Origin of the sequence: Flavobacterium sp. (assembly GCF_004211145.1) — a bacterium.
In the GTDB taxonomy this organism is placed as follows: domain Bacteria; phylum Bacteroidota; class Bacteroidia; order Flavobacteriales; family Flavobacteriaceae; genus Flavobacterium.
The window spans coordinates 1-13,824 of the sequence record NZ_SEBS01000017.1; the positions used below are offsets into that span (position 1 = coordinate 1).

Sequence of the window (13,824 nt, forward strand, 5' to 3'; positions counted from 1 at the left end):
CCCGAATGGTTTCCGAGCCTTTCGCGCGTGATCGCCATCGCCATCGACTTGTGGTTTTCGTTCTTTTCAGACGCGTCGAAGCCACGGCCGTTGTCGGTCACCTCAAAGAAAAGTTTACCTTCTTTTTGGTAGAATTTTACGGCGATTTTCCCGCCGGTTTTCATGCCCGACAATCCGTGTTTTATAGCGTTTTCGATAAACGGTTGCGTGAGCATCGGCGGCAGGAAAATCGCCTCGGTCTCGATCTCTTCGGCAACATCGACCGAAAATTCGAACGAATTCGAGTATAACAGTTGCTGGATCGCGAGATAGTTGTTGATCATTTCGATTTCTTCTGACAGCGAGATGTAATTCTCGTCGGAGTTTTCGAGTATCTGGCGCGTGAGTTTCGAGAATCGGTTCAAATAGTTCACGGCGGCTTCGTCTTTCTTGTCGCGGATCAGGCTTCGGATATTCTGGATCGAATTGAAGATGAAATGCGGGTTCATCTGCGAAAGCAATAATTTTTGCCTGATCTGGTTTTTCTCGAGTACGGCGATTTTTTGCTTTTGGCGACTGTTCCTGTAATAGAAAAATCCGCCCAACACCAGCAACAGCAAGACGCCCGAAAGCCCGGTGAGCAAGTTGTTCTTGGCCGCGTTTTCCTTCTCGGACGCCAATTTGTAGTTCAGTTCTTTTTTCTCGTAATCGTATTTGAGCTGTTGTTGCGCCAATTGGTTTTTCGATTCTTCTATCTTCGAGGCGTCGACGAGTTTGTCGTGCAGCTCGTACATCTCGAACGCCTTCTTGAAATTCCCGAGTTCGCGATTTGTTTGGTAGAGCAGATCTGAAGCCTGTTCCTGCAATTCAAGCGCACCGTTTTCCTCGCTGAGTCGAAGGCCTTTGGTCAGATACAGGTCGGCTTTTATGAAATCTTTTTTCTTGAAATACAGCAATCCGAATTTCACGTTCGCATTCGCCGAGTAAATCGGACCGATTTCGTTTTCAAGTGATTTTTTCATCAAGGCTTCGGCTTCGTCGAACTTGGCCTGCCGTATCTTGACGTTCGCCAATTTCGCGTACGCGACACTTTGGTTATTCACGTCACCGATCTTGACAAAAACCTTGAGTCCTTTTTCGAGATTCGTCACGGCGTCACCATATTTTTTGAGCTCGGTAAACGAAGATCCCGAGTTCAGGTAAGCCGTGCCCAACGTGTAAAAGCCGTTTACGTCAGGCGATTTTTTGCTTTCGTAAAACGAGATGATTTTCGTATTGTATTCGATTGATTTGTCGTATTTGCCGAAATCGGAATACATCCTGGCGAGCGTCGCCTGGGCATACGCGATTTCGTCGGCGTTGTTTTCCCTGTCCTTCTCGAAATGCTGCAAAGCCTTGAAGACGATTGCGATGGCCTGTTCGTATTCATTGATCCTGCTCAGGAACGTTGCCTTCGAGATAAGCGCAAAGTTCGCCTCATCGGGCATTTTCGCCTGATTGAACAGCGAGATACTTTTGTCGATGGCCGCCAGCGTGTTCGGCGCGTCCCTTCTTGCGGCGAAAAAAGCACCCAGGTTGTTATAGTAAAGAGCGCAATAACTCGCATATTTGGCGTGAAGGGCGCCTTTGTCGGAATTGTATTTCTCGATAGCCAAATCGCCCATCAATTTGTTGAGCGCGATATTCTGCGGATCTTGTGGCGCCTGTTTTTCCAAGGTCGTGGCGATGGCCAGCAACTTGGTCGTATCGTGCATTTTTTGGTTTAAGAAGACAAGCTTGAGTGAATCCGCGGGGCTTTGTTGGGCGTGCAGTGCAAAGCTCGCGCACAAGATCAGCAAGGGAAATTTTCGAAAAAGCAACATTTGTGGTTAATTGGCAAGATAAACTTTTTATAAGTCTTTTCTTATTGTTTGGTTGTCGCAAACTTAATGAAATAAAAGAAGATTTTGTGCTTTGGGTCGGTTTGGATGTTTGCAAATTTGACTTTTGGCTTTAGGCTTTAGGCTGTAAGCTGTAGGCTCGCGTTTCGCAGATGTAAATTCAAACTTCGATTTCGTTCAAAAAGATGAATGAAAACCTTCGTGCCTTCGTGGCAAAATTTCAATTGCTTTAAGCTGTAAGCAGTAAGCTGTAGGCTTGTTCGTCGCAGACATAAATTCAAACTTCGATTTCGCTCAAAAAAACGGACGAAAACTTCGCGCCTTCGTGCCTTCGTGGCAAAATTTCAATAGCTGTAAGCAGTAAGCCGTATGCTGTAAGCTTGTTCGTCGCAGATGTAAATTCAAATTTTGATTTTGCTCAAAAAGACGAATGAAAACTTCGCGCCTTCGTGCCTTCGTGGCAAAATTTCATTTGCTGTAAGCTATAAGCCGTAAGCTGTAGGCTTGTTCGTCGCAGATATAAATTCAAAATTCGATTTTGCTCAAAAAGATGAATGAAAACTTCGCGCCTTCGTGCCTTCGTGGCAAAACTTCAATTGCCGTAAGCTGTAAGCAGTAAGCCGTAAGCTGTAGGCTTGTTCATCGCAGATGTAAATTCAAACTTCGATTTCGCTCAAAAAGAGGAATAAAAACCTTCGTGACTTCGCGCCTTCGTGGCAAAATTTCCATTGCCGTAGCTGTAAGCTGTAAGCTCGTGTTTCGCAGATACAACTCCAAAATTCAATTTCATTTCAAAAACCCAAAAAAAACCTTCGTGACTTAGCGCCTTCGTGCCTTTGTGTCGAAAATTTCAGCTCTACAACTCCAAAATTCAATTTCATTTCAAAAAACCAAAAAAAAACCTTCGTGACTTAGCGCCTTCGTGCCTTCGTGTCAAAAATTTCAGCTCGCTGAAAGCTTTAGGCAGTAAGCTGTAGGCTCGTCTTTCGCAAACACAAATCCAAATTTCGTCCAAAAACCAAAAAACCAAACCTTCGTGTCCTCCAAAAAAAAAGCGGCCCCGAAAATCGAGACCGCCCTATGCAAGTTTGGGTTAGTAAACTATGCATTATTCGCTTTAAATTCTTTCAATTTTTCATTGAGCTTCGGAACGATTTCAAACGCATCGCCCACGACTCCATAATCGGCAACCTTAAAGAAAGGCGCGTCGGCATCGGCATTGATGACCAATTTCACTTTCGACGCGTTGATGCCGGCAATGTGCTGTATCGCGCCCGAGATTCCGATCGCAACATATAAATTCGTAGCCACAGGTTTTCCCGTTTGCCCGACGTGTTCGCTGTGAGGACGCCATCCCAGATCTGAAACCGGTTTCGAGCAAGCAGTTGCCGCTCCCAAAGTCGCCGCTAAATCCTCGAGCATTCCCCAGTTTTCAGGGCCTTTCATTCCGCGTCCGCCTGAAACGACTATTTCGGCGTCGGCGATCGTTACTTTTCCTGTGGTTCTATCGACCGATTCTGTTTTGATGTTGAAATCCGCATCGTTTAATGTCGGAGCGAAATCTTCTTCTGAAGCCGATCCCGCGTTTTCGAAAACACCGTATGAGTTTTTACCCAAGGCCAAGACCTTTACGTCGGTGGCGATTTCAGTAATATTAAAAGCTTTGTTGGAGAAAGCATGGCGTTTCACCTGGAACGGAGAAGTGCTTAACGGCAATCCGACCACGTTCGACGCGTAACCCGCGTTCAATCCGACGGCGACCAACGGCGCGAGGTACAAACTATCGGTCGTCGACGAAAGCAAAACGAGTTTCGTTCCTTCTTTTTGGGCCGCTTGCTTGATAACATCGGCGTATGCTTTCGCGTTGAACGTCGCCAATTTGTCGTTTGAGACTTTCAAGACTTTATCGACTCCGTATTTCGACAATTCCGAAACATTCGAAGCGTTCACGGTCACCGCGGTCACTGTCGTGCCAAGCGATTCCGCTACTTTTTTGCCGTAGGACGCGAGCTCGAAAGCCACTTTTTTGAACTTCCCGTCGGCTGATTCTGCGTATATAAGTATTGACATTGTTATCTTGAATTTTGAATTTTGAATGAATCGTCTCATTCAAAATCTATAATTTATAATAATTAAATCACCTTTGCTTCGTTGTGTAGCGCGTTCACCAACTCATCCAAAGTATCGACAGTAAACAATTTCACCGCCGATTTTGGAGCTGGTTTTTCGAATTTCACGGCTTTCGTCGTGTTGTCGGCTGAAACCGGCTCGAGCACTTGCAATGCTTTGGTTCTCGCGGTCATGATGCCGCGCATGTTCGGGATTCTGAGATCCTTTTCTTCGACGAGGCCTTTTTGACCTCCGACGATAAGCGGCAATGAAGTCGCCAACGTTTCTTTTCCGCCGTCGATTTCACGGGTCGCTTTCACGTTCGATCCGTCAACGGTAAGCGAAATACACGAGTTCACGAAGTTTGCGCCCGTCAAAGCGGCAAGCATTCCGGGAACCATTCCTCCGTTGTAATCGAGTGATTCTTTCCCTGCGATGACAAGGTCGTAATCGCCGTTCTTGACGACTTCGGCGAGTTGTTTCGCGACGAAAAATCCATCGGTCGGGGTTGCGTTTACACGAATCGCTTCGTTTGCTCCGATGGCCAATGCTTTGCGCAAAGTCGCTTCGGTTTCAGGCCCGCCGACGTTTACAACCGTAACGTTCGCGCCTTGTTGCTCTTGGAACCAGATCGCCCTGGTCAACCCGAATTCGTCGTTCGGATTAATTACGAACTGCACTCCATTCGTATCGAACTCGGCGTCGCCATTCGTAAAATTGATTTTGGAAGTAGTATCAGGCACGTGGCTGATGCAGACTAATATTTTCATTTTTTTTGGAGTAAAAAAGTTGATTTTCGGTGCCGAAGGTAAAGATTAATTTTCGAAAATGTACTATGCGTGCATAATAAATTTGCGTATTATATCGATTTCGTAAGCGTTATGCGGTATTTTGAATGATTGGCGTAAGGTTTACTCGCAACACGCATCGCAAGTGTAGATTCGATCGGCGGTATGCAAAAAAAAAGCCCCACAAGGGGACTTTGTCAAGGCTTTGCGGGTTGAAGTGCGTTGCCGTTCGTGGTCGGGATGTTCTCGTTGCTCTTGCTCGTCTGAGTTCCTACGTTTGTCGTAGTCGTTGTCGTAGACGATGAGCTTGTCGATGGCGAAGTGCTTTTCTTGGCGTCGTTGGCGTCGGTAGAAGCGCTCTTGCTGGTTGCCTTCGCTTTTTGCGTCGACTTCATCTTCGCTTTTTGTTCCGTCTTCGCTTTTTTCTTCGTGCCCGTTGTGTCGGTCTGCGCTGAGGCTATTCCAAACGCGAATAGCGCACCCAGCAAAAAAATGGTTTTTTTCATGATTTCAAATTTTAATTGTCGTGTTGTTTGTCCCGATGGAACTATAACAAAATTCAAGTTTTTAAAAGGATTTTGATTACAGGATTGTGTTGATTTGGAGTAAAGTTTGACGCTTGGCGTGGGAGATTTCCGTGAAACTTTTTCCCGTTTGTCCACACTTTTTTTTCGGGAATGATCGGCTGTTTTTTGTCGGATTATGAAACAACAAAACAAGACCCGAAGAAATAGCCAAAAAGAAAAATGATTCCCGTTTTGTATCACTCCAAAAGAAACCTTATTTTTGCCTCTCTAAAATCCAGAATCTAAATGAAGACAATACAATTCCGCGAAGCCATCTGCGAAGCCATGAGCGAAGAAATGCGCCGTGACGAGTCAATCTATCTTATGGGTGAAGAAGTTGCCGAATATAACGGTGCTTACAAAGCCTCAAAAGGAATGCTTGACGAATTCGGGCCGAAACGCGTTATCGACACGCCAATCGCCGAGTTGGGATTCGCCGGGATCGCAGTAGGTTCGGCCATGAACGGGAACCGCCCGATCGTTGAATTCATGACATTCAACTTTTCACTCGTCGGAATCGACCAAATCATAAACAACGCCGCGAAAATGCGCCAAATGTCAGCGGGACAATTCCCGATGCCGATGGTTTTCCGCGGTCCGACGGCTTCAGCCGGACAATTGGGAGCGACGCACTCACAGGCTTTCGAGAACTGGTTCGCGAACACTCCGGGATTGAAAGTCGTGGTTCCATCGACACCATACGATGCGAAAGGACTTTTAAAGTCGGCCATCCGTGACAACGATCCCGTGATTTTCATGGAGTCGGAACAAATGTATGGCGACAAAGGCGAAGTGCCTGAAGGTGAATACACGATTCCGCTTGGCGTCGCCGACATCAAACGTGAAGGAAAAGACGTGACCGTCGTGTCTTTCGGGAAAATCATCAAAGAAGCGTTGGCAGCAGCCGAAGAACTTGAAAAAGAAGGAATCTCTATCGAAGTGATCGACTTGCGTACGGTTCGTCCGATGGATTACGAAGCGATTCTTACGTCGGTCAAAAAAACCAATCGCTTGGTCGTACTTGAGGAAGCTTGGCCTTTCGCGTCGGTAGCTTCTGAAATCACGTACATCGTCCAGGAACGCGCTTTCGATTTCCTCGACGCCCCGATCCAGCGCATCACGACAGCCGATACGCCGGCGCCTTACTCGCCGACCTTGCTGAAGGAATGGTTGCCGAACGCACAGGACGTAATCAAGGCAGTTAAGAAAACACTGTACAAGAAATAAGCAAAATAACCGTTATATTTGAACTTCATCAGCCAAACTGGTGAAGTTTTTTTTTCTATGAGCCACAAGAACGTCCTCAGCTTCCTCGTCTTTTTACTGACCTTGACGGCAGTCGCGCAAACAAAAGTAAGCGGGATTGTCCTCGACGAGACAAAGCAGCCCGTGCCGTATGCGAACGTACTTTTCAAGGGTACGAACCAAGCGGTCGTCACGAATGAGGACGGGCGTTTCTACATAGAATCGAACGAGAATTACCGAACGCTGATCGTCGAGTTTTTCGGGTACGACACCAAGGAAATCGAGCTCACGAAAGCCGTTACCTATGATTTTGTCGTGACGCTTTCGGGCGGTCAAAAGCTACAGGAAGTCGTAATCTATTCGGGTAAAACGTCGAAGAAGAACAATCCGGCGCTCGATATTTTGCGCAAGATTTGGGAACGCAAGCGCAAGAACGGCCTGTACATGTTCGACCAATACCAGATGGAGAAGTACGAGAAAGTCGAGTTCGATATGAACACGATCGATTCGGCGTTCATGAAGAACAAGTTGTGGAAAGGCATGGAGTTTATCTTCGAACATGTCGACACGAGCGACGTCACGGGCAAAACCTATCTTCCGATTTTCATCAACGAACAACTCTCGAACGTCTACGGCGACAATACCAAGAACAAGCAAAAAGAAGTCGTAAAGGCGAGCAAAAACTCAGGGTTTACGGGCAATCAGCAAATCCAGGCGTTCATCAAGGATTTGTATGTCGAGTACAATATTTACGACAATTACCTTACATTTTTCGACAAGAGTTTCACGAGCCCTCTTTCGAGGACGGGAATCGATGTCTACAATTATGTGTTGCGCGACACGGCCGTTATCGATGGAAAAAGCTGTTTCAACATCGTGTTTTATCCGAGGCGAAAAAGCGAACTCACATTCAAAGGCGATTTCTGGGTTGCCGACACGACATTCGCGATCAAATCGATCAACATGGCCGTCACGAAATCGGCGAATATCAACTGGGTCAAGGACATTTACATCGAACAGGAATTCGAGGTCGTCAACGATTCGGTGTTTTTGTTGTCGCGTGATTACATGATGAGTGACTTCGCGTTCAGCAAAAAGGAAGAGTCGAAAGGCGTTTACGGCAAGCGTACGACATTATTCCGAAACCACAAATTCAACCTCAAGAAACCCGACGATTTCTACAAACCCGACGTCAATTACGTAGACAACTCGATCTACCAAAAAGACGATGCGTACTGGAATGAAAACCGTTTCGAGGAATTGAATAAGGATGAGGTTGGCGTTTATAAAATGCTCGACACGCTCAAGACTGTCAAGAAATTCAAGCGGATCTACAACACGGTCGAGATTTTGGGCAGCGGATATGTCGAGATCGGAAACTTCGATTACGGCCCGATATTTTCGTCTTTCGGATACAATGAAGTCGAAAAATTCAGGCTCAGGACGGGCGGCCGAACCTATTTCGGAGCGAACGATCCGTGGCGACTTGAAGGTTATCTCGCCTACGGTTTCGGCGATGACAAGTTCAAGTTCGGTCTTTCGGGAAAATGGATGATCGACAAACGTTCTCGCGTGATCATCGGCGGAGGTTATCGTCGCGACGTCGAACAGATCGGCGCCGACCTGACTTCGACGAGCGATGTTCTGGGCCGAAGCAACGCGTCTTCGTCGGTATTCTCATCGGGCAGCAACGGAAAACTCACGACCATTCATTTGACGACGGCGTCGATCGAATTCGAACCAGTGAAAAATTTCAGGGTCAAAACGGGATTCTCGCACCGAGCGCTCGAATCGGCGAACACGGCCGACGAATTCAGTCTCAATTATTATAAAGTCTTGCCGACCGAAACGACTTTGGGCGTCATAGAAAGCCAGGTCAAACAGTCGGAAATGCAATTCGAGGTTGATTGGACGCCGAAACGACAAACCATCGGATACGGCGTGGAGCGCGATGTGGTCGACAATCCGTACAGCCGCATTTTCTTCAGGCTGAGTTCGGGAATCCAAGGCATGTTCGACAGTGATTTCGAATACCAAAAGTTACAATTATATTACAGGCAACCGCTTATCATCGGCCCGATCGGACGATCGTACATCACGACCGAAGTCGGGAAAACATACGGGACGGTTCCGCTCGGCTTGATGAATATCGTGCCCGGAAACCAAACCTGGTGGCAGATCGACAACACGTTCAGTAACCTGAATTTCTATGAATTCGTGGCCGACGAATACGTGACGATGCACTGGGAGCACAATTTCCAGGGTAAATTATTCGCGCGTGTGCCGGCTTTGCGCAAACTCAATTGGCGTGAGATTATCGGCGTCCGGGCGGTTTATGGAACGGTTTCCGACGAGAATCGCGCCATCAATGCAAGCGGACTCGTGTATCGCGCGCCTGAAAATGTGTATTACGAATACGGCTTCGGGATCGGGAACATCTTCAAGGTTTTCCGACTGGATGTTTCCTGGAGAGGAAATTATTTGGATTTGCCGGATGCGAGGAGATTGGCGATTAAGGGTTCGTTCGGCTTTTATTTTTAAGCGAAGAGAATTTAAACCATTAAGGGCATTACGTTCAGTAAGGCTGTTGACGTAATTGTTTTGAAGGTTTTTAACCAATAAGAAAATAAGAATAATAAGGATTTTCTTAACAAATTTAATGCGCTTAATGGTTTAAAAAAATTCAGTCGTTTCTAGCCGCTATGAAGTTTAGTATGGACAATTTTTTTTCATGACGAAACTTAACTTTTTACGGTTTAAGATATAAATATTACTTGTTCGATTAGGAGCTATTCCGGCTGTCCGTTCCAAGCTTTCTTAAAAAATAAAGTTTTGCACGGCGTGCAACGAGCTTCCTTTGGTCGCTGTTGCAAATCGGCAAACTATTATTTTTTCTCAAAAGGCTTTCCACTTCCATCCGGGCTGTATACAAGGATGGATTTACTGTTTTTCTTTGAATGACCTGATCCAAAACCGAATCGAGATCGTGACGTTAATTTGATTTATGAAACGTAAGCATAAAAAGCCACCACCACCCGCCCGCAATTTATCCCAAACCACCAACACACCAATACACAAAATCTACATCAATTCTTAAAACGCCATTCCACCAACCGTGAACGAGAATCTCAACCGCTTATCTCAAAACGACCCGATCTTAAAATCGATTCTCCGCCAATACGGAAATCCGGTCATTCAGGTTCGCGAACAAGGTTTTGCAGCGTTGACGCATATCATTTTGGAACAGCAGGTTTCAATCGCGTCGGCGAAAGCGACTTACACGAAACTCGAGCAAAAACTCGGAAAAATCACGTCCAAAAAAGCGATCGAAACTACCGATGAGGTTTTCAGGGAATGTGGCGTTTCGCGGCAAAAAACCGCCTACATAAAAGACATGGCGCAGCGCGAGATTTCGGGAGCGCTCGATTTCTCGTCATTCGAAAGTAAATCGGTTGAGGAAATCACATCGGAACTGCTCGCGATTAAAGGCGTCGGTTATTGGACGATCGAAGTCTATCTGATGTTCTGCCTGCAACATCCCGACATCATTCCGCTTGGCGACATCGCGATCCGCAACACGATAAAAGAATTGTACGACATCCACGAAGTCGGGAAAATGAATGAGCTCGCCCAGAATTGGAAACCGTACCGAACGTTGGCTTCTTATATTTTATGGCATCATTATTTGGCGAAACGCAATAGGTTGTAACTGGTTTGAGTATTTGTTTGTGTTAGTTTTGATCAAGTTTTGACCCTGACAAGGTCTTTGCTAAGTATTTGAAATTAAGTCGTTTACTGTGTTTTCAGATTCCAACACGAACAAATTCTCCAAAACATTGCGCAAATAGCTTTGTCTCAATTTACCTAACCGACGTTTTCCTGATCCGAACGCCGACAATCAATAACCAAAAGCAAATCCCGATTTCCCCAACGGCCGACGGCAGGCTCACGAATCCCGCGAATCCCGATTCCGAATAACCTGGAATCGCCGTTCTTCCTATGAAATTTATCAAGTAACCCGCGCATCCAAGCATCAGGAAAACCCCTAAAAACTTCGGCAAGAATCCTGATTTGAAAATCAAATGACCGAACGGAAACAGCCACAATCCCCAAAACACCGAGACAGCCATGATGCCGTGATCGTATTTGTCGAGATGAAACATGAGCTGGTTCTGAAGTTCGACATTCGTAAATGTTTTCAGGTAAGGCTCATGGCTGACGAGCGAAAGGACCGTAAAGCTATTTTGCAGGTTCGCAAATGAAATCGGTACACTGACAATGGCTAAAATCGCCATGAGTTTCGCTTCCGATTCGTTTACCGATCTCAGCAATTTGTAAAGTGAAAGCGCCAAAAAAATAAAAGCGACGTAACAGATCACGCTACTCAGTATCCCGAATCGATAAAGCGATTGGTTTTGTTGCATATTGTGAAATGTCGCCGACACGTCGTTCCAATCTATGAGTTGGCCGGGAACATAAAGTAAACTGAACATGCCTGAGAGCACGACGACCAAATAAATTAATCCTGAAATTCGTGCTGTTTTTTTCGTTGGTTCCATTATATTTTTTTTGCGATAGCAGGCGCTATTTTAGTTGGCCGTAAAACGAACAGCGCGCGTTTTTGTTACAACGTTTTCGAAAGTCGGAACCGCCTAAAATTCAAGTACTCGGAAAATCGCCCAATGTTTTCACTAAAATCCGAAATCTGCATCTGGATTCTTAAAATTTTGTTATTTTTGCACCCGATAAAAAAGTATAAACATCAAGAATTTATGAAAGAATTTATAATTTATGTGCCAATTGCAATGGCTTTGCTCGGATTGCTTTTCATGGCTTCAAAAAGAGCCTGGGTATTGAAACAAGACGCCGGCGACGGTAAAATGAAGGAGATTTCAGATTACATCTATGAAGGCGCACTCGCTTTCCTGAAAGCCGAATATCGCCTGTTGGCATTTTTCGTAGTCGGAGCGAGCATCGCACTTGCCGCAATTTCTTTCATCGTGCCTACGACACATATATTGATCGTGGTCGCTTTTATTTTCGGAGCTATTTTCTCGGCATTGGCTGGAAACATGGGAATGAAAATCGCAACTAAAACAAACGTCAGGACAACTCAGGCGGCCCGCACGAGCCTTCCGCAGGCATTGAAAGTTTCTTTTGGCGGCGGAACCGTAATGGGATTGGGCGTCGCAGGTCTTGCCGTACTTGGTTTGACGGCGTTCTTCATCTTCTTTTTCCACTTCTTCATGGATGGAGTTTGGGAATCCAAAGTAATCGACGGTGTTACGAGAACGCCATCTGAATTGATGACGATCGTTCTTGAAACACTTGCCGGATTCTCGCTTGGGGCCGAATCTATCGCATTGTTCGCACGTGTCGGAGGCGGAATCTACACGAAAGCTGCCGATGTCGGAGCTGACCTTGTAGGTAAAGTCGAAGCCGGAATTCCTGAAGACGATCCGCGTAACCCCGCTACGATCGCCGATAACGTAGGTGATAACGTGGGTGACGTTGCCGGAATGGGCGCCGATTTGTTCGGTTCTTACGTGGCTACCGTTTTGGCCGCAATGGTTTTGGGTAACTACGTGATCAAAGATATGGGCGGGAAATTAGCAGACGGTTTCGGTGGAATCGGTCCGATCTTGTTGCCGATGACAATCGCCGGTTTCGGGATCCTTTTCTCTATAATCGGAACGATGTTGGTAAAAATCAAAGACAATAATGCAAAAGAAAAAGAAGTGCAAGGCGCTTTGAACGTCGGGAACTGGGTTTCCATCGTCTTGACCGCGATCTCTTGTTTCTTCCTTGTACAATATATGTTGCCTGAAACGATGAAAATGAATTTCTTCGGCGAAGGTTTGCAGGACATTTCATCGATGCGCGTATTTTATGCGACGCTTGTCGGCCTTTTCGTAGGCGGAGCGATCTCATCGGTAACCGAATATTACACAGGTTTGGGTACGAAGCCGGTTTTGGCGATCGTGCAAAAATCTTCGACCGGAGCAGGAACGAACGTGATCGCCGGTTTGGCGACAGGTATGATTTCTACATTCCCGACGGTATTGCTTTTCGCAGCCGCAATCTGGGGATCGTACGCCTTGGCTGGTTTCTACGGAGTAGCGCTTGCGGCCTCGGCTATGATGGCGACAACGGCCATGCAATTGGCTATCGATGCTTTCGGACCGATCTCAGACAACGCCGGCGGAATCGCCGAAATGAGCGAATTGCCAAAAGAAGTGCGTACGCGTACCGATATTTTGGATTCGGTCGGTAATACGACAGCGGCTACAGGAAAAGGATTTGCGATCGCTTCGGCGGCGTTGACGTCTTTGGCCTTGTTCGCGGCTTACGTAACGTTTACCGACATCAATGGTATCAACATTTTCAAGGCTCCGGTTTTGGCGATGTTATTCGTTGGAGGAATGGTTCCGGTAGTATTCTCGGCGTTGGCGATGAATTCGGTAGGAAAAGCCGCAATGGACATGGTGTACGAAGTGCGTCGCCAGTTCAAGGAAATCCCTGGAATCATGGAAGGAACGGGAAAACCGGAATACGGAAAATGTGTCGAGATTTCGACGAAGGCCGCCTTGCGCGAAATGATGTTGCCGGGCGTTCTCACAATCGGTTTCCCAATCGCGATCGTATTGTTGGGTAAATTGGTGTACTCCGACAACAACCAGCTTATCGCCGAAATGCTCGGTGGTTACATGGCGGGAGTTACCGTTTCAGGCGTGCTTTGGGCGGTGTTCCAGAACAACGCGGGCGGTGCTTGGGATAACGCGAAGAAATCGTTCGAAGCCGGCGTAATGATCAACGGCGAAATGACGTTCAAAGGTTCAGACGCGCACAAGGCAGCCGTTACCGGAGATACTGTTGGAGATCCTTTCAAAGATACGTCAGGACCTTCAATGAACATTTTGATCAAACTTACTTGTCTTGTCGGGCTTGTAATCGCTCCGATCTTGGGCGGACACAGTGTTTCAGAAACTGTCGTCGAAGCCAAGGCGATAGAAGTCGTCAATACCGTTTCAACGAGCAAGGAAGTTACGATCGAAAAAACCGAGGCGGTCGATGGTACGGTTACGGCCGTAGTGAAAACAAGCAACATTTCAGGTGACAATACGCCTGAAACGTCTGAAATAACATTCAAAGGGACCGAAGCCGAAGTTCAGGCAAAACTCGATTCCATTAGGAAATAATAGATTTAATTCAAAAAAAGGCGTCCAAAAGGGCGCCTTTTTTATTTAACACAGATGA

9 protein-coding genes are annotated in these 13,824 nt (G+C 46.5%); 4 read left to right on the top strand and 5 right to left on the bottom strand.

What is annotated here, in order from left to right; genetic code table 11:
- The 4 genes from EOO50_RS09545 to EOO50_RS09560 form a co-directional block, all read right to left on the bottom strand.
- A partial coding sequence (locus tag EOO50_RS09545; protein WP_290839568.1) for a histidine kinase occupies nt 1-1,733 on the bottom strand: 1,733 nt, incomplete at its 3' end.
- A gap of 1,227 nt (nt 1,734-2,960) precedes the next feature.
- On the bottom strand, nt 2,961-3,929 hold the full coding sequence (locus tag EOO50_RS09550) for an electron transfer flavoprotein subunit alpha/FixB family protein (RefSeq protein WP_290839569.1): 969 nt from the start codon (nt 3,927-3,929) through the stop codon (nt 2,961-2,963).
- A gap of 62 nt (nt 3,930-3,991) precedes the next feature.
- Entirely contained in the window at nt 3,992-4,738 is a 747-nt protein-coding gene (locus EOO50_RS09555; RefSeq protein ID WP_290839571.1) for an electron transfer flavoprotein subunit beta/FixA family protein, read from the bottom strand.
- Nucleotides 4,739-4,953: 215 nt separating this feature from the next.
- The gene (locus EOO50_RS09560; RefSeq protein ID WP_290839572.1) at nt 4,954-5,262 is read right to left on the bottom strand and encodes a hypothetical protein; all 309 of its coding nucleotides are present in this window, start codon (nt 5,260-5,262) and stop codon (nt 4,954-4,956) included.
- Between the two features lie 306 nt (nt 5,263-5,568).
- Between EOO50_RS09560 and EOO50_RS09565 the strand changes: the two genes are divergently transcribed.
- The 3 genes from EOO50_RS09565 (at nt 5,569) to EOO50_RS09575 (ending at nt 10,276) form a co-directional block, all read left to right on the top strand.
- A complete protein-coding gene (locus tag EOO50_RS09565) occupies nt 5,569-6,549 on the top strand; it encodes a pyruvate dehydrogenase complex E1 component subunit beta (protein ID WP_290839573.1) in 981 nt (326 codons plus the stop codon).
- A 57-nt stretch (nt 6,550-6,606) separates the two neighbouring features.
- A complete protein-coding gene (locus EOO50_RS09570; protein ID WP_290839575.1) occupies nt 6,607-9,108 on the top strand; it encodes a DUF5686 and carboxypeptidase-like regulatory domain-containing protein in 2,502 nt (833 codons plus the stop codon).
- 574 nt (nt 9,109-9,682) lie between these two features.
- Nucleotides 9,683-10,276: a DNA-3-methyladenine glycosylase 2 family protein gene (locus EOO50_RS09575; protein ID WP_290839576.1), complete on the top strand. Its 594-nt coding sequence runs from the start codon at nt 9,683-9,685 to the stop codon at nt 10,274-10,276.
- Nucleotides 10,277-10,427: 151 nt separating this feature from the next.
- On the opposite strand, the gene EOO50_RS09580 is transcribed toward EOO50_RS09575, so the two are convergent.
- A complete protein-coding gene (locus EOO50_RS09580) occupies nt 10,428-11,126 on the bottom strand; it encodes a DUF4386 domain-containing protein (RefSeq protein ID WP_290839577.1) in 699 nt (232 codons plus the stop codon).
- A 213-nt stretch (nt 11,127-11,339) separates the two neighbouring features.
- Here EOO50_RS09580 and EOO50_RS09585 point away from each other — a divergent pair, with 213 nt between their 5' ends.
- On the top strand, nt 11,340-13,766 hold the full coding sequence (locus EOO50_RS09585) for a sodium-translocating pyrophosphatase (RefSeq protein ID WP_290839578.1): 2,427 nt from the start codon (nt 11,340-11,342) through the stop codon (nt 13,764-13,766).
- The last annotated feature ends 58 nt before the right edge of the window (nt 13,767-13,824 follow it).